The organism is Streptomyces sp. DH37, assembly GCF_029813835.1.
Classification (GTDB): domain Bacteria; phylum Actinomycetota; class Actinomycetes; order Streptomycetales; family Streptomycetaceae; genus Streptomyces.
Genome location: NZ_JARVKV010000079.1, coordinates 1 through 16,151 on the forward strand (window position 1 = coordinate 1; position 16,151 = coordinate 16,151).

The following is a 16,151-nucleotide window of genomic DNA, read 5'->3' on the forward strand; positions in this document are numbered from 1 at the left end:
CCGCCCCGGCCGGGGCGTGCCCGGCCGCCCGGCGGGTCATCCGCGCCGCGTCCGGCCGGCCCCCCGCGCGGGGCGGCCGGGCGCGGCGGGCGCCCGGCCGCTCCCCTCACTCGTCGGAGTAACTGAGTTCCCCCAGGGTCCAGCCGCTCACCTCGCCGATGGCGACGCGGTACATCCCGCCGGTGTCGGGGAGGCCGTAGCTCCCCTGGAGGATGCGTGCGACGTGCAGGTGCAGGTGGGTGGGCCGGCCGCCGTCGCCGTGCCCGCCGTCCTGGGACGGCGCGAACAGTTCGGCGAACGGCTTCAGGCGCTCGGAGTCCCGCAGGACCTCGGCGACTCGCGCCTTCCAGACGGCCTCGGGCGCCAGCCTGCCGGTGATGACCGCACCGGGGACCACCACGGTGAGGGGCATCTGGTTGCTCCGCTCGGACTCCACCTTCTCGGCGATGCGGACGAGCAGGTCATCGTGGTTCGACATGCGGGCAGAGTAGCGTTCGCGGGGCGGTCAGTCGCCGGTGCGGGCCACCGGGACCCCCAGTCCCTCCAGTACCCGCGCACCGGGCAGGCGGGCGAGGAGCGCGCCGGGCACCAGGAGTTTGCCGCGGCGGCGCCCGGAGCCGATGACGGCGTACGGGGTGTCGGCCACGGCGGCGTCGACCAGCAGCGGCCAGCTCTCGGGCAGGCCGACGGGGGTGATGCCGCCGTACTCCATGCCGGACTCGCCCACGGCCGTCTCCACGGGCGCGAACGAGGCCTTGCGGACGCCCAGTTCGCGCCGGACGGTGCGGTTGACGTCGGCGCGGGTGTGGGCGAGGACCACGCAGGCGGCCAGGGTGGTCCCCTGGCCCCGACGGCCCGCGACGACCACGCAGTTGGCGGACCGCTCGGGCGGGATGCCGTGGACCTCCCCGAAGCGGGCGGTGTCGGCGTCGTCCGGGTCGCTGTCGACGTAGACGACGCCGTCGGCCGGCACGGGACCGCGCAGCGCGGCGGCGACCGGCGGGGCGAGCAGGCCGAGCTTGTCGGCGACCGGCCAGGCGTCGGTGAAGTTCCCCAGGGGAGCGCGCATGGCGTGCACGCTAGCAGCCGCCGGCGGGAGCCTCCGCGGGTCGGTCTCAGCGCGGCGGTCTCAGCGCAGCGGTCTCAGCGCGGCGCCGGCGGCACCGAGACGGCCATGGTCATCTCCACCGGCTCGTCGCCGTCGTTGCGGTAGCCGTGCGGGACGTTCGACCGGAAGGCCGCGGAGGTCCCGGCGGGCACCTCGTGGTCGTCGCCGTCGACGGTGAGGGTGAGCACGCCGGCGGTGACGTGGACCAGTTCGGTGGTTCCGCCGGGGTGGGGGTCCGAGGCGCTGCCGTCCCCGGGCATCAGCCTCCACGTCCACAGCTCCAGCGGGCCGGGCGCCTCGGTTCCGGCCACCAGGGTGGCGTGGCTGCCGGCCTCGGTGGACCACAGGCGCACGGCCTGCTCGGAGGGGACCAGCCGGACCGCCGGCTCCCGGCCGGGGTCGAGCAGACCGGTGAGGCTCACGCCGAGCGCGTCCGCGACCTTGACGACCGTGCCGACACTGGGGTTGGTGCGGGCCTGCTCGATCTGGATGAGCATGCCGCGGCTGATCCCGGCCCGGGCCGCCAGGGCGTCCAGGGTGAAGCCCCTCTCGGTGCGCAGGCGCCTGAGGTTGCGGGCGAGCGACTGGGTGAGCTGGTCGAGGTCCGTCACGGGCGTCCCCTGTCCCGGCGCGCCCGGCCCCCTTCGGCCTCGGAGCTTCCCGGCTTCCCGGCTTCCCGGCGGGCGGCGCCGCTTCGATCGCGTGGTCAAATATTTTCAATGACAGGGTCCATCAGAGTGAACTACCGTGAGATGGACCCCGAAGTCCACGACACTGTACTGCGAGGCGCCTCGATGATCACCTATGCCCTGGCCACCAGTCTGCTGTGGGGACTGGCCGACTTCGGCGGCGGACTGTTGACCCGGCGCATGCCGGCCCTGACCGTGGTGGTCGTCTCGCAGGCGCTCGCCGCGGCCGTGCTGGGGGTGGTCGTGGTGGCGACCGGCGCGTGGAGCGAGGCCGGGGACCGGCTATGGTTCGCCGTCGCGGCCGGGGTGGTGGGCCCGGCCGCGATGCTGTGCTTCTACCGCGCCCTGGCCATGGGGCCGATGGGCGTGGTCTCCCCCCTCGCCTCGCTGGCGGTCGTCGTCCCCGTCGGGGTCGGACTGGCCCTGGGTGAGCGGCCCGGCCCGGGGCAGTACGCGGGCATGGCCGTCGCCGTCGCCGGGGTGGTGCTGGCGGGCGGGCCGCAGCTGAGGGGCGCCCCGGTGCAGCGGCGGGCGCTGCTGCTCACCCTGGGCTCGGCGGTCGGCTTCGGCGCGGTGATGGCGCTGCTGGCGGAGGCGTCCACCACCGTCACCGGCCTGTTCCTGGCCCTGTTCGTCCAGCGGGTGTGCAACGTCGCGGTCGGCGGCGCGGCCCTGTACGTCTCGGTGCGGCGCGGCGGGGCGGCCACGGGCGCCGAGGGGACGCGGGGGATCCGCTCCGCGCTCCCCGCGCTCGCCTTCGTCGGCTTGGCCGACGTCGCCGCCAACGGCAGCTACGCGCTGGCCGCCCGGATCGGCCCGGTCACCGTCGCCGCGGTGCTCGCCTCCCTCTACCCCGTGGTGACGGCCCTGGCCGCGCGCGGCATGCTGCGGGAGAGGCTGCGCGCGGTGCAGACGGCGGGCGCGGGACTGGCGCTGGCCGGCACCCTGCTGCTGGCCTCGGGCTGACCGGTGCCCGGAACACGGGACACGGGCACGGAGGCCGGGGACCGACGGTCAGAACCAGTGGTTGCGGGCGACGTACAGCAGCAGCGCCAGCCCGTGCAGGGCGACGGCGAAGAGCAGCAGCAGGCGCAGGGTCCGGTTGTTCACGGCGTACGCATCCCGTCGGTCGTCCGTCTCCGGCCGGCGGCCCGGTCCGGTGCCGGCCCGCGACCGGCCGCCGGGTCCAGTCTGCCCGCCTGCGCCCCGTCCGCGCCGGGCTCCGGCGCGTCGAGACCGGCCAGCGCGACGAGCTGCCCGGGCGTGACGCCCTCGGGCACCGGCACCGGCGGCGGGGTGCGCAGCGGGGGCAGCCAGCCCTCCTCGGCGTCCCAGCGCCGTACGACCCTCGCGGGCGCGCCCGCGACCACGGCGTGGTCGGGCACCTCGCCGCGGACGACCGAACCGGCCGCCACCACCGTGTTCCGCCCCAGCCGCGCCCCCGGCAGCACCACCGCTCCCGTGCCCAGCCAGCTGCCCGCCCCGATCTCCACCGGCGCCGAGCGCGGCCACTGCCTGCCGATCGGCAGGTGGGGGTCGTCGTAGGAGTGGTTGGTGGAGGTGATGTAGACGTACGGGCCGCAGAAGACGTCGTCGCCGATCGTCACGCCCGCCCCGGCGCCGTCGGCGACCACGTGACTGCCGCGGCCGAGGACCACCCCGTCGCCCAGCCGCAGCACCGTGTCCGGGCCGAGGTCGAGGTCCGGCATCATCCCGGCGGTCAGCGTGACCTCGGCGCCGATGACGCAGCACGCGCCCAGCTCGATCCACTCGGTGCCGAAGAGCGTGCCCTGCGGGAAGGCCAGCCGCGTGCCCTCCCCGATCCGGCGGAACGCGTACGGCCCGGGGCGCTCGGCCGAGACGGCGCCCGCCCGCTGCGCATGGCGCCACAGCGTGTGCACGGCGCGGGACGCCGGGCGCGACAGGGCGCGGGACAGCAGGGAGGAGAACACGTTCCTGTTCTTGGGCACCCGCTCACGGTAGACGCCCGGACGGGCGGCGCACCGTCCACCGTGCTGTGATTCCCGCCCCACCCGTCCCGTACGGTGCCGGTGGAACGGTGATCGGCACACGGGCCGCGCGGCGCGGCGGGCGGGAGAGACACGGATGGAGCGGCGGGCGATGATCGCGGGCGTGGTCGGCAGGGAACCGGTGGTCGACCCGGAGGCGTACGTCGCCCCGACGGCCGTGGTGGTCGGCGAGGTGTCGCTGGGAGCGGGCGCGAGCGTCTGGTACGGCGCGGTGCTGCGCGGCGACTGCGACGCGATCACCGTCGGCGCCGGCAGCAACGTCCAGGACAACTGCACCCTCCACGCCGACCCGGGCTTCCCGGTCACCGTGGGCGAGCGCGTCTCGGTGGGGCACAACGCGGTGCTGCACGGCTGCACGGTGGAGGACGACGTCCTGGTCGGGATGGGCGCGACGGTGCTCAACGGCGCCCGGGTGGCCGCCGGTTCGCTGGTGGCGGCCCATGCGCTGGTGCCGCAGGGCATGGAGGTCCCGCCCGGCTCCCTGGTCGCCGGGGTGCCCGCCCGCGTCCGGCGGGAACTGACCGCGGAGGAGCGGGAGGGCGTCCGCGTCAACGCCGCGATGTACCGGGAACTGGCCGCCACGCACCGGGAGACGCTGACCGTCCGGGAGGGCGGCGAGGGCTGACGCCGCACGCCCCGGCGCCCGGTGGCGTGTACCGGGTGCGTACCGAAGTGGGGGTGGCCGTGGTCCGGCCGCGGCGGCGGCTCTAGTGTTCTCGCCATGTGGCCAGGACAGCAGCCGCCCGGGGGCGAGCAGAACCCGCAGGACCCGCACCACCAGCAGCCCAACCCGTACCAGACGCCGGGGTACCAGGCGCCGAACCCCTACCAGACGCCGGGGTACCAGGCACCCAACCCCTACCAGACGCAGCCCGGCGGCCAGTGGGGGCAGCCCGGCGTCCCCCAGCCGCCGCGGGGCGGCGGCAAGGGCGGCAGGAACGCGGCGATCGCCATCGTCGCGGCCGTCGCGGTGATCGCCGCGGCCGTGGTGACGGGGGTCTTCGTCCTCACCGGCGACGACAAGGGCAAGAGCGCCGAGGGCCCCGGCAGCAGCGCCTCCCCGAGCACCGGGCCCTCCGCCCAGGAGCCCTCCCGGGAGCCGAGCGAGAGCCCCGGCGCGGAACGGGACGACCCCACCAACCCGCGCGACGGCCTCTCGCCGGAGAAGCCCGACCCGGTGGTGCCCGGCTGGAAGGTCGTCACCAACGCCAAGCACCACAACGCCTTCGACGTGCCCGCCGACTGGAAGGTCGGCACGGAGACGACGATCATCGGCTACGGGCAGAAGGACGAGGACGACCCCTTCTCCGGGCCGCAGGTCGCCTTCAGCGCACCGGCCTTCCACAAGGAGGGGTGGTGCAAGGTCGGCAACAGCACGTACACCCGGGCCGTCGTCGGCAGCAAGGGCGGCCAGGGCTCCCGCAACACCGCCGAGGGCGCCGAGCTCGCCGCGGAGAACTTCGTCTACTTCGCGTACGGCGAGCAGAAGGACACCGTCAAGCTGACCAAGGCGAAGAAGTTCTCCAACGAGCACGGCATCACCGGCCACATCGCGACCGCCACCGCCACCGGGGTCAAGAAGGAGAACAAGTGTGACTCCGACGGCAAGGTCGTGACCGTCTCCTGGATCGACGGCGGCAACGACCTGCGCATCTGGCTCCTCGTCACCGACGCGGGGGTCGAGGACGAGGTGCCCCGGAGCGTCATCGACAAGATGACCGGCAGTCTGCGGCCGTACGCGGAGGAGGACTGACCCCCCGGGAGGCCCCGGGGGACGGGAGCGGGACGGCGGGGCGGCGGCCGATCCGCACCGCCCGCGCGGGCCGCAACTACACGCTGCTGACGGCCGCCGCCGTGATCACCGGGCTGGGCAACTCCGGTGCGCTGATCGCGGCGGCGTTCGCCGTGCTCGCCTCGGGCGGCGACGGCACCGACGTGGGACTGGTCGCCGCCGCCCGCACCGTTCCCCTGGTCCTCTTCCTGCTCGTCGGCGGCGCCGTCGCCGACCGGCTGCCGCGCCACCGGGTGATGGTGGCGGCCAACGCGCTCAACTGCGCCTCCCAGGGCGTCTTCGCCGCGCTGGTGATCACCGGGCGCGCCGAGCTGTGGCAGATGGTGCTGCTGTCCGCGCTGGGCGGCACCGGGCACGCGTTCTTCGCCCCGGCCGCCGAGGGGATGGTGCTCGCCAGCGTCCGCGGCGAGCAGGCCGGGCGCGCCTTCGCCGTCTTCCGCATGGGGGTCAACGGCGCCTCCATCGGCGGTGCGGCGCTCGGCGGCGCGCTGATCGCCGCGGTCGGTCCCGGCTGGGTGCTGGCGATCGACGCCGCCGCCTTCGCCGTCGCGGGAGCGCTGCGCGCCTTCCTCGACCTGCGCGGGATGTCCGAGCGCGCGCCGGGCGGCGGGCTGCTCGGCGATCTGCGCGACGGCTGGCGCGAGGTCGCGGGGCGGCCGTGGCTGTGGGCGGTGGTCCTGCAGTTCTCGGTCGTCAACGCGGTGGTCGCGGCGGCCGAGGCGGTGTACGGACCGCAGGTCGCCGAGGAGCACCTGGGCGGCGCCCGGCCCTGGGGGATCGCCCTGGCCGCCTACGGCGCGGGCACGGTGCTCGGCGGGCTGCTGATGACCCGCTGGCGGCCGCGCCGCATCCTGCTGACCGGTGTGCTGTGCGTCTTCCCGCTGGCGCTGCCCTCGGCGGCGCTGGCGGTGCCGGTGTCCGTGGGGTGGCTGGTCGCGGCGATGTTCATGACCGGTGTCACGCTCGAGGTGTTCGGGGTGAGCTGGATGCTGGCGCTGCACCAGGAGGTGCCGGAGGAGAAGTTCTCCCGGGTCTCGGCCTACGACTGGCTGGGCTCCATCGCCCTGGTGCCCCTGGCCACGGCCGCGGCCGGCCCCGTCGAGGGACTGGCGGGCCGGCCGGCGGCGCTGTGGGGCTGCTCGGCGCTGGTCGTCCTGCTGACGGCCGCGGTGCTGTGCGTGCCGGACGTGCGGAACCTGGCCCGGCGCAACGGAGAGGTGGTGGCCGTCGGTCAGCCGACGGTGAAGGAGCCCTCCGGCGGCTCCGGCGAGGGCGCCGCCTCGCTCTCCTGAACCGGGCGCGCGTCCCCGATCAGCCGCTCCAGCGCGGCGCCGTGCTCCACCCGGGCCGGGAACGGGTCGCCCGCCGCCAGCCGCGCCAGCCGCTCCACGGGCAGTCCGGCGCGGGAGGCGACCAGCACGGTGTTGCCGAACCGGCGGCCGCGCAGCACGGCGGGCTCGGCGATCAGGCACAGACGGCCGGGGCCCTCGCCGAACGCCGTGCGGAAGCCGGCCATCTGGGAGCGGAGGAAGGCGAAGGGCGCGGCGTCGGCGAGGTTGGCCGCGTAGATCCCCTCCGGCCGCAGCACCGCGGCGGCGGCCCGGGCATAGGCCAGGGTGGTCAGGTGGGCCGGGACGCGGGAGCCGCCGAAGACGTCGGCGACCAGCACGTCCACCGAGCCCGGCGGTCTCTCCCGCAGCGCGGCGAGGGCGTCGTCGGCGCGCACCTCGATCCCGCTGCCGGGCGGCAGCGGCAGGTGCTCGGCGACCAGGCCGAGCAGCGCCCGGTCGGCGTCCACCACCTCCTGGCGGGAGCCGGGGCGGGCGGCGGCCAGGTAGCGCGGCAGGGTCATGGCCCCGCCGCCCAGGTGGAGGGCGTCCAGCGGGGTCCCGGGGGCGGCGGCGCAGTCCAGGACGTGGGCGATCCGGCGCGTGTACTCGAACTCCAGGTGCGCCGGGTCGCCGAGGTCCACGTACGACTGGGGGGCGTCGTCGACGGTGAGCAGCCAGGCCCGCGGCCGGTCCACGTCCGGCAGCAGCCGGGCGGTGCCCTGGTCCACGGTCCGGCGCACGGGTACCGGCTCGTCCGCCGTCTCGTCGTCCATCGCCCCATTGTCACAGCGCTGCCGCGGCACCGTCGCGGCCCGCCGCGGGAGCGGGGGACGGGCGGGGCCGGGCCCGCCGGGTCGCGGACCTCACAGCGGGCACACCGGGACGTACGTCACCCGCGTCGGTTACGCTCGCCCGGTGCCCGTCCCCGCTCCGCAGCCCGCCGGACTCGCCGCCCGGTGCTCCACGGTGCTGTTCTCCCCGTGGTCCCGTCTGTCCCTCCTCGCCGTACTGCTGGCGGCCGCCGCCACGGTGGTGGTCCTCCACGAGCCGCAGCAGCTGTTCGCCCAGGGGTGGCGTCCCCGTCTCTCCGGCGGCGGCGCGCTGGCGCTGTTCGCCGCCGGGTACGGCCTGTGCACGGCGGCGCTGGTCCCCAGACCGGTGCTGAACCTGGCCTCGGGGGCGCTCTTCGGCGCCGCCCTGGGCACGGCCGCGGCGGTGGCCGGGACGGTGCTGGGGGCCGGGATCGCCTTCGGGCTGGGGCGGTTGCTGGGGCAGGACGCGCTGCGCCCGCTGCTGCGCGGCCGCTGGCTGGCGGCCGGCGACCGCCAGCTCAGCCGCCACGGCTTCCGCTCGATGCTGGTGCTGCGGGTGCTGCCGGGGATCCCGTTCGCCGTCTCCAACTACGGCGCCTCGGTCACCCGGATGCGCTGGACCGCCTTCCTGTCCGCCACCGCGCTGGGCTGCGTGCCCAACACCGCCGCGTACGCCGTCGCGGGCAGCCAGGCCACGGCGCCGACCTCGCCCGTCTTCCTGGCCGCGTTCGCCTTCATCACCGTTCCCGGGCTGGCCGCGGCGGTCGTCGCCTGGCGCAGGCGCACCCGGCTGCGGCGGATGCCGGCGGCCGCCTGACCCCCGCGACCCGGGCGGTCACCGAGCCGGTACGCACGAGGGGCGGACGTTCGCCCGCCGTTTGCCTTCCCGTCGCCGACCGGCCATAGCATCTGCCCGACCTGACCGATGATCACGAAATAGGGACGAGCACACCCCGACATGTCTTGGTTCGAAGCGTTCATCCTCGGGCTCGTCCAGGGGCTGACCGAGTTCCTCCCCATATCCTCCAGCGCCCATCTGCGGCTGACCGCGGTCTTCGCGGGATGGGAGGACCCCGGCGCGGCCTTCACCGCGGTCACCCAGATCGGCACCGAGACCGCCGTGCTGATCTACTTCCGCAAGGACATCGCGCGGATCGTCTCCGCCTGGTTCCGCTCGCTGTACGACAGGGGCGCGCGCGGCGACCACGACGCCAAGCTGGGCTGGCTGGTGATCGTCGGCTCCATCCCGATCGGCGTCCTCGGCCTGACGCTCAAGGACCACATCGAGGGCCCCTTCCGCGACCTGCGGCTGATCGCCACGACGCTGATCGTGATGGGCGTCGTCCTGGGCGTGGCCGACCGGCTCGCGGCCCGCGACGCCTCCGGCGGGCGCCACCGCGCCGTGCGCGAGCGCAAGTCGCTGGAGAAGCTGACCGTGCGCGACGGCCTGCTGTTCGGCATGGCCCAGGCGATGGCGCTGATACCCGGCGTGTCCCGCTCGGGCGCGACGATCAGCGGCGGCCTGTTCATGGGCTACACCCGCGAGGCCGCCGCCCGCTACTCCTTCCTGCTGGCCATCCCCGCCGTCCTCGCCTCCGGGCTGTTCGAGCTGACGGAGATCGGCGAGGGGCACGTCTCCTGGGGGCCGACGCTCTTCGCGACCGTCCTGTCCTTCCTCGTGGCCTACGCGGTCATCGCCTGGTTCATGAAGTTCATCTCCACCCGGAGCTTCATGCCGTTCGTGGTCTACCGCGTCCTGCTGGGCCTGCTGATCTTCGGGCTGATCGCGGCCGGGGTGGTCTCCCCGCACGCGGGCGAGTCCCTGGGCTGACCGCCGCCCCGGCCGGACCTCCGCCCCCGGCTCACCGGCCCTCGGTGAGCCCGTCCTCCCCCGCGCCCCGGCTCAGCACCGCCTCGCGCACGCGCCGGTGCACCTCGGGGAAGTCCTCCCCGGTGGCGCGTACGACGCGGAAGGGCGGGCCCGTGTCCGAGTGGCCGACCAGGAACTCGGCCTTCGCGACGGTCCAGCGGCCGTCCTCGGGGGCGAAGGTGAAGCGGGCCATGGAGCCCTCGTTGCCGCTGCGCTTCTCCTCGGGGACGAAGCTGGCGACCTGGTCGCCCAGCCCGTAGACGACCCAGGTGCCGTTCACCTTCTCGTACGGCTGGGGGACGTGGTTGTGGGTGCCGATCAGCAGGTCGACGGCCTTGCGCCCGCCGGTGCGCGCGGCGGTGAGCCGGTGGGCCAGCTCCTTCTGCCGCGCGTCGGGCTCCCGCTGCCACTCGGTGCCCCAGTGCAGGCTGACGATCACCACGTCGGCCCCGGCGCGGCGCGCGGCGCGGGCGTCCGCGAGCACGCGTTCGGGCTCCAGCAGGCTCACCGCCCACGGCCGGTCCCCGGGGAGGGGGATGCCGTTGGTGCCGTAGGTGTACGACAGGTGGGCGATCCGGGCGCCGCCCGCCTCCAGCAGGGCGGGGCGGGCGGCCTCCGCCGCGCTGCGGGCCGTGCCGGAGTGCCGTACGCCCGCCGCGTCCAGCGCGTCGAGGGTGCGGCGCACCCCGTCGAAGCCGTCGTCGAGGCTGTGGTTGGAGGCGGTCGAGCAGCTGTCGTAGCCGGTGGCGCGGAGCGCCTCCGCCAGCTGGGGCGGCGAGCGGAACAGCGGGTAGCCGGTGAAGGGGCCGTCCTCGTCGCCGTAGGGGGTCTCCATGTGGCACAGGGCGATGTCGGCGGGGGCGACGACCGGCTTCACGCCCGCGAGGATGCGGGTGAAGTCGTGGCCCGTCCCGCCCGCGTCCCGCCGGGCCTGCTCGATGATCGACGGGTACGGGATGACGTCGCCGGTCGCGACCACGGTGAACGGCCGGTGCCGCTCCGCCGCCGGCGCCGCCCGGCCCGCCTCGGGGGAAGCGCCGCGCCCGGTGCACGAGGCGAGCGCGGCGAGCGCCAGCACGACGGCGGCCGGGGCCGTCCGGCGTATTCGGCGGACCCGGCGTATCGCCCCGCCTCCGCGCTTCCGCCCGGCCGCCCGCCGGCCCGTCCCTCCGGCCTCCGACACCGCCCGTACGCTCCGGCTCATCCTCCGCCTCCCGTCCGTCCCGGCGCGCCGCCCCGGGGAGCGGCGCGCCGCCTTCCTTTTCCGGCAGCGTGGGCGCGGGCGGTGCGGGCGGCATCCCGGGGGGCCGCGCCGCTGGACCGTCCGGGCGAACGGACCGCGCGGATACTGGAATGGGGGGTGTGACGGACGGGGTGAGGGACACGGCGCACGCCGGGGAGGCGGATCTGCTCGTCGTCGGCGGCGGCCCGGCGGGCTGCGCCGCCGCCGTGACGGCCGCCGGTGTGGGGATGCGCACGCTGCTGCTGGAGGCGGGGCCGGAGCTGTGCGGGAAGCTGCGGTACGTCCGCTCCCTGGGGAACGTGCTGGGCGGTTTCTCCTCCGGCCCGGAGTTCGCCGCGGCGGCGGCCGGCGACGTGGCGCGGGCGGCCGGGTGCCGGGTCGAGTACGGCGCCCGCGTCGTCCGCCTGACCGCCCGCGACGACCACGTCGCCGTCACGCTCGCCTCGGGGGAGCGCCGTACCGCCGCCCACGCCGTCGTCGCCACCGGCACCGGGCCGCTTAGGCCCGCCGACACCGACTGGGCCGCCGATCCCGGGGGCCGTGCCGCCGGCCCGCTGTGGGAGGCCGACCCGGCGGCGCTGTCCGGCCGGACGGTGCTGGTGCTCGGCGCCGACCGCCCGCTGGGCACCCTGCTGCGCGCGGACCCGTCCGCGGACGTCCGCTTCCTGGTCGCGCACCCGCCCTCGGACGGCTACAAGACCGCCGAGGTCCGCGCGGACCGGCGCGTGGAGCTGGTGCCGGTACGGCGCGTCGTCCTGCGCGGCGGGCCGGGGCGGCGGGCCGGGGTCGCGGCCGAGATCGCCACCGCGGCGGGCGGGTCCCTGCGGTGGACGGCCGACGTGGCGTACCTCAACATCGGCAGCGGTCCCGTGCGCGTCCCCGGCGACCTCGTGGCCGACGCGGGCGGCCACTGCCCGCCCGGCGCGCAGCGTCCGCGCGTCCACGTGGCCGGCGACCTGCGGTCGCCGCGCGCCCAGCGGATCATGACGGCGATGGGCTCGGGCGGCGAGGCCGCCCTGCGGGCGTACTACGCGCTGCGGGGACTGCCGGGGTAGCTCGGGGGAGGTCCGCTCGAGCGGGCGGGGGAACCGACGCAACCGCGCGGTTCACTTTCCCGCACCGCCCTCGGCTGGGAAGCTGTTCGCAGGCAACCGTGGGGCGTCCGAACCCAATCCCGGAGTTCACCTTGGCCGATCGCGACGACGACAGCTACCGACTGCTGGCCGGGCTGCCCTTCGCCGCCATGACCGTCGTCGCCGTGGTGGACGTGACGGCGGGCCCGGGCGTGGGCTTCCTGCCGCTGGTGTCGCTCGGCCCCGCCTTCGCCAGTCTGGTCGGCGGCATGCGCCGCACCGCGCTGATCGGGCTGCTGGCCCTGGCGCTGTGCCTGGTGCTGGCCGTCTTCAACGGCCAGCTGGGGTCGGTGCGCGGCTACACGGCGATCCTGTCGGTGGCCGGGGTGTCGGCGGCCGGACTGGCCGCCACGGCCGTCCGGCAGCGGCACGAGGCGGAGCTGGCGAACGTGCGGTCCATCGCCGAGGTGGCCCAGCGGGTGCTGCTGCGCCCGGTGCCGCGGTCCGCGGGCCACCTGCGGGTGGCGGTGTCCTACACCTCCGCGGTGGCCGAGGCGCGGATCGGGGGCGATCTGTACGAGGTCGTCACCTCGCCGTCGGGGGTCCGGGTGATCGTGGGCGACGTCCAGGGCAAGGGCCTGGAGGCGGTGGAGACGGCGGCGGTCGTCCTGGCCGCGTTCCGGGAGGCGGCGTACGACGAGCCGGACCTGACGGCGGTGAGCGCCCGGCTGGAGCGGTCGATCAACCGGCACATGACGGAGGAGCGGTTCGTCACCGCCGTCCTGGCCGAGACGCACGACGACCGCTCGGTGACCCTGCTCAACCACGGCCACCCCTCACCGCTGGTCGTCCGCGCGGACGGCACGGCCCATCTCGCGGAGCCGCCCGAGACCGCGCCGCCCCTGGGCATGGGGTTCGACCTCAAGCCCCCGGAGCCGTACGGGCTGTCGCTCGCCCCCGGCGACCAGATGCTGCTGTACACCGACGGCGTCGCCGAGGCGCGCGACCCGGACGACCGCTTCTATCCGCTGGTCCGGCGCGCCTTCCTGCTGCGGGAGGCCAGCCCGGACACCGGGCTGGAGGCACTGCGCCGGGATCTGGTGACGCACGTCGGGGGGCCGCTGCGGGACGACGCGGCCATGCTGCTCCTGCGGTACCGCGTCGGCTGAGCCGTCCGGTCCGGCCCGATCCTCCCGGCCCGGTCCTCCCGGTCCGGGCCCGGCGCCGGTATCAGCGGAGAACGGGAGATTCACCCGCTCGGACCGGGTACCCGTCGAACGACCGTCCACCGCCGTCCGCACCGAACGAGCCGAGATCATGAACGAATCCCGCCGCCTCACCCTCCGAGAACTCCGCGTCCTGCACGAGACCGAACGGGCGCTGCTGCGCGACGCCCGGCTCGCCGCCCTGTTCCGGGACTTCGGCGAGACGGGGACCGCGCCGGCGGACGGACCGGGTCCGTCGCGCCGCCTGTGGCTGCTCGCCGGGGTCTGCGTCCTCCTGGCGCCGGCGCTGATGGTCCTGCATCCCGGGGCCGGCGCGCTGGTGTTCCTCTCCGCCGTCGCCGTGGCGGCGGTGAGCTGGGCGGGCCGCCGCGGGTCGGGGCCCGGCTCCGGCTGACCGTCCGGGCCGGGCGCGTACGGGGTGTCCGGCACGTCCGGCCGGATGGGCCGGGTGGGCTCGGCGGGCCGGCGGCGGCCCGTCAGTCCCCGGCCAGCCCCAGCCAGACCGACTCGCCGGGTTCGACGGTGACGGTCCGGTCGGGCAGCGCCAGGCGGACGGGGCCCTCGGCGGACCCGGGCAGGGCGATGCGCATCCGGCCCGACCGCATCCGCACCTCCACTCCCCAGTGGTGCCGGTAGCGGATGGTGAAGCCGAACTCCGACAGCTCCGGGATCGGCGCGGGGTCCATCCGCAGGGCGTCCCCGCGGGGCTCCAGGCCGGTCAGCCCGCGCTGCACGAGGTCCAGCGTCCCGGCCATGGCGCCCAGGTGGATGCCCTCGGCGGTCGTACCCCCCTGGATGTCGGCGATGTCGCTGACCAGGGCCTCCTGGACGTAGCGCCAGGCTTCGGGGCGCCGTACGCGGGCCAGCACCCATCCGTGGACCAGGGCGCTGAGGGTGGAGCCGTGGCTGGTGCGGCGCAGGTAGTGGTCGACCGTGCGGCGCCACAGCTCGTCGTCGAGGGTGTAGCCGAGCCGGCCGAACAGGTCCGCCAGTTCGGCCGGCGGGAACAGGTAGCCGAGCATCAGCGCGTCGGCCTGCTTGGACGCCTGGTAGCGGTTGACGGTGTCGCCCTCGGCCTCCAGGATCCGGTCCAGCCGCCGGATGTCCCCGTACCTGCGCCGGTAGCCCTCCCAGTCCAGCTCGGCCAGCTCCCCGTAGCCGTCGAACTGGCTGATGACGCCGGAGTGGAAGGGCACCCGCAGCCGCCGCGAGACGTCCCGCCAGCGCTCCAGCGTGTCCCCGTCCAGGCCCAGGTCCCGGCACAGCTCCTCGCGCAGCGGCTCGGGCACGCCGTCGAGGGTCTCCAGGGCGCGGCCGAGCACCCAGGCGGCGGTGACGTTGGTGTAGGCGTTGTCGTCCAGGCCGGGCCGCTCCCTCCCCGGATACCCCTCGTGGTACTCGTCGGGCCCGACCACCCCGAGGATGCGGTAGCGCCCGTGGTCGGGGTCGTACCGTGCCGCGCTCCCCCAGAACTGGGCGACCCGCAGCAGCGTCTCGGCGCCCCGGGCGTGCAGGAAGTCGGTGTCGCCGCTGGCCTGCCAGTACCGCCAGACGTTGTAGGCGATCGCCGAGCCCACGTGGCGCTGGAGGCGGGAGTGGTCGGGCAGCCAGCGGCCCGAGCGCGGGTTCAGGTGCAGGGCCTGGGTCTCCTCGCGCCCGTCGCTACCGCTCTGCCAGGGGAACATCGCCCCCTCGTACCCGCTGTCCCCGGCGGCCCGGACGGCCTCGGGCAGCCGCCGGTGCCGGTAGGTCAGCAGGGCCCGGGAGACCTCCGGGAAGTGGACGTCGAGGTAGGGCAGCACGAACAGCTCGTCCCAGAAGACGTGCCCGCGGTACGCCTCGCCGTGCAGCCCGCGCGCGGGGACCCCCACGTCCAGGTCGGCGGTGTGCGGGGAGAGCGTCTGCAGGACGTGGAAGAGGTGGACCCGCAGGATGTGGCCCGCCCTGCCCGGCACGTCCAGTTCGGCGCGCCGCCACAGCTCCTCCCAGGCGGTGCGGTGCGTGTCCAGCAGGTCGGGGAAGGCGGGCGCGTAGCCGATGTCCTCCAGGGCGGCCCGGAGGGGGTCTCCGATCGCCACGTCGTGCGAGGTGTGCAGGGCCGCGGTCTTGACGACGGTGACGGGCCGCCCGGGCCGGACGGCGACGGCCAGCAGCCGCGCGGGCCGCGGGCCGCGCGGATCGGTGCGCGCCCAGACGGCCTCGCCGCTCTCCAGGCGGGTGCGGGCGGCCAGGGCGACGCCGATCCCGGAGGTCGTGGTGCGGCAGCGCACCCAGACGGTGTCCGGTTCCGCCGATCCGGTGCTGTGGCCGGTCAGGTGGCGGCCGTTCAGGGCCCGGTAGCGTTCGACGCCGGCGTTGGTGACCCCGCCGTCGAGGGCGGACTCGACCTCCAGCGTCCCCGTCCAGTTCTCCGCCGTGAACACGGTGCGCAGGGCGGCCAGGTGCGGCTGCCCCATGTGGACCAGCCGGTGCTGCTCGACGCGCAGCCGCCGCCCGGCCGCGTCCTCCAGGCGCAGCGTCCGGGTCAGGACGCCGTGCCGCAGGTCCAGGCTCTGCCGGTACTCCAGCGGCCCGTCCCCGTCGGGGGTCCACCAGGGCGGGACGGGGCCGCCGGGAGGAGCCCCGCCGGCCGGGCCGCCGGAGCCGCCGTCCGGGCCACCGTCCGGGCCGCCGTCGAGGATCCGGAAGCGCAGGGGCAGCCAGTTCGGCAGGTTGACCATGTCCTCGTTCTCGACGCTCCCGACGCTCCCGGCGTTGCCGGCGTTCCCGACCTCGCGGTCCCCCACCGTGGAGGTCAGCCGGTTGTAGCACCCCGCCACGTACGTGCCCGGGTAGTGGGGTCCCCCGGCGTCCGTCTCGGGGGCCGCGCCGCGGGTCGCGAAGTAGCCGTTGCCCAGGGTGCACAGGGCCTCGCGCAGCCGTTCCTCGGCGGGCTCGTAGCCCTCGTACGCCCACGTCCACCGCTCCACGGGTCCAT

16 protein-coding genes are annotated in these 16,151 nt (G+C 75.8%); 9 read left to right on the plus strand and 7 right to left on the minus strand.

All coding sequences use genetic code 11. The features are described from left to right. Positions 1–106 precede the first annotated feature (106 nt). From QC029_RS27155 to QC029_RS27165, 3 genes are all read right to left on the minus strand, one after another. Positions 107–478: a hypothetical protein gene (locus tag QC029_RS27155; RefSeq protein WP_279558465.1), complete on the minus strand. Its 372-nt coding sequence runs from the start codon at positions 476–478 to the stop codon at positions 107–109. A 27-nt stretch (positions 479–505) separates the two neighbouring features. Then, positions 506–1,069, minus strand: coding sequence for a YbaK/EbsC family protein (locus QC029_RS27160; RefSeq protein WP_279558466.1), 564 nt, complete (start codon positions 1,067–1,069; stop codon positions 506–508). A 74-nt stretch (positions 1,070–1,143) separates the two neighbouring features. Beyond that, the gene (locus QC029_RS27165) at positions 1,144–1,719 is read right to left on the minus strand and encodes a helix-turn-helix domain-containing protein (RefSeq protein ID WP_279558467.1); all 576 of its coding nucleotides are present in this window, start codon (positions 1,717–1,719) and stop codon (positions 1,144–1,146) included. A gap of 183 nt (positions 1,720–1,902) precedes the next feature. Here QC029_RS27165 and QC029_RS27170 point away from each other — a divergent pair, with 183 nt between their 5' ends. Then, positions 1,903–2,763 (plus strand): EamA family transporter, encoded by an 861-nt coding sequence (locus QC029_RS27170; protein WP_279558486.1) that lies wholly within the window; start codon positions 1,903–1,905, stop codon positions 2,761–2,763. A 140-nt stretch (positions 2,764–2,903) separates the two neighbouring features. On the opposite strand, the gene QC029_RS27175 is transcribed toward QC029_RS27170, so the two are convergent. After that, positions 2,904–3,767, minus strand: a complete 864-nt coding sequence (locus QC029_RS27175) for an acyltransferase (RefSeq protein ID WP_279558468.1) — start codon at positions 3,765–3,767, stop codon at positions 2,904–2,906. A 136-nt stretch (positions 3,768–3,903) separates the two neighbouring features. Between QC029_RS27175 and QC029_RS27180 the strand changes: the two genes are divergently transcribed. The 3 genes from QC029_RS27180 (at position 3,904) to QC029_RS27190 (ending at position 6,911) form a co-directional block, all read left to right on the plus strand. Further along, the gene (locus tag QC029_RS27180) at positions 3,904–4,452 is read left to right on the plus strand and encodes a gamma carbonic anhydrase family protein (RefSeq protein ID WP_279558469.1); all 549 of its coding nucleotides are present in this window, start codon (positions 3,904–3,906) and stop codon (positions 4,450–4,452) included. A gap of 96 nt (positions 4,453–4,548) precedes the next feature. Further along, the gene (locus QC029_RS27185; RefSeq protein ID WP_279558470.1) at positions 4,549–5,580 is read left to right on the plus strand and encodes a hypothetical protein; all 1,032 of its coding nucleotides are present in this window, start codon (positions 4,549–4,551) and stop codon (positions 5,578–5,580) included. A gap of 50 nt (positions 5,581–5,630) precedes the next feature. Further along, entirely contained in the window at positions 5,631–6,911 is a 1,281-nt protein-coding gene (locus QC029_RS27190; protein WP_279558487.1) for an MFS transporter, read from the plus strand. On the opposite strand, the gene QC029_RS27195 is transcribed toward QC029_RS27190, so the two are convergent. Beyond that, the gene (locus tag QC029_RS27195; RefSeq protein ID WP_279558471.1) at positions 6,851–7,723 is read right to left on the minus strand and encodes a spermidine synthase; all 873 of its coding nucleotides are present in this window, start codon (positions 7,721–7,723) and stop codon (positions 6,851–6,853) included. The genes QC029_RS27190 and QC029_RS27195 overlap by 61 nt on opposite strands. 142 nt (positions 7,724–7,865) lie before the next feature. Between QC029_RS27195 and QC029_RS27200 the strand changes: the two genes are divergently transcribed. Beyond that, on the plus strand, positions 7,866–8,579 hold the full coding sequence (locus QC029_RS27200; protein ID WP_279558472.1) for a TVP38/TMEM64 family protein: 714 nt from the start codon (positions 7,866–7,868) through the stop codon (positions 8,577–8,579). A 141-nt stretch (positions 8,580–8,720) separates the two neighbouring features. After that, positions 8,721–9,593, plus strand: a complete 873-nt coding sequence (locus QC029_RS27205) for an undecaprenyl-diphosphate phosphatase (RefSeq protein ID WP_279558473.1) — start codon at positions 8,721–8,723, stop codon at positions 9,591–9,593. Between the two features lie 31 nt (positions 9,594–9,624). Here QC029_RS27205 and QC029_RS27210 read toward each other — a convergent pair whose 3' ends face one another. Continuing rightward, positions 9,625–10,836 (minus strand): CapA family protein, encoded by a 1,212-nt coding sequence (locus QC029_RS27210; RefSeq protein ID WP_279558474.1) that lies wholly within the window; start codon positions 10,834–10,836, stop codon positions 9,625–9,627. Between the two features lie 149 nt (positions 10,837–10,985). Here QC029_RS27210 and QC029_RS27215 point away from each other — a divergent pair, with 149 nt between their 5' ends. The 3 genes from QC029_RS27215 to QC029_RS27225 all read left to right on the plus strand — a co-directional run bounded on the left by QC029_RS27215 (position 10,986) and on the right by QC029_RS27225 (position 13,568). After that, on the plus strand, positions 10,986–11,930 hold the full coding sequence (locus tag QC029_RS27215) for an FAD-dependent oxidoreductase (RefSeq protein ID WP_279558475.1): 945 nt from the start codon (positions 10,986–10,988) through the stop codon (positions 11,928–11,930). Between the two features lie 188 nt (positions 11,931–12,118). Beyond that, a complete protein-coding gene (locus QC029_RS27220) occupies positions 12,119–13,117 on the plus strand; it encodes a PP2C family protein-serine/threonine phosphatase (protein ID WP_279558488.1) in 999 nt (332 codons plus the stop codon). A 148-nt stretch (positions 13,118–13,265) separates the two neighbouring features. Further along, complete coding sequence (locus QC029_RS27225) at positions 13,266–13,568, plus strand: DUF3040 domain-containing protein (RefSeq protein WP_279558476.1); 303 nt, start codon at positions 13,266–13,268, stop codon at positions 13,566–13,568. 82 nt (positions 13,569–13,650) lie between these two features. On the opposite strand, the gene QC029_RS27230 is transcribed toward QC029_RS27225, so the two are convergent. Further along, the gene (locus QC029_RS27230) at positions 13,651–16,143 is read right to left on the minus strand and encodes a glycosyl hydrolase family 65 protein (protein ID WP_279558489.1); all 2,493 of its coding nucleotides are present in this window, start codon (positions 16,141–16,143) and stop codon (positions 13,651–13,653) included. Positions 16,144–16,151: the final 8 nt, after the last annotated feature.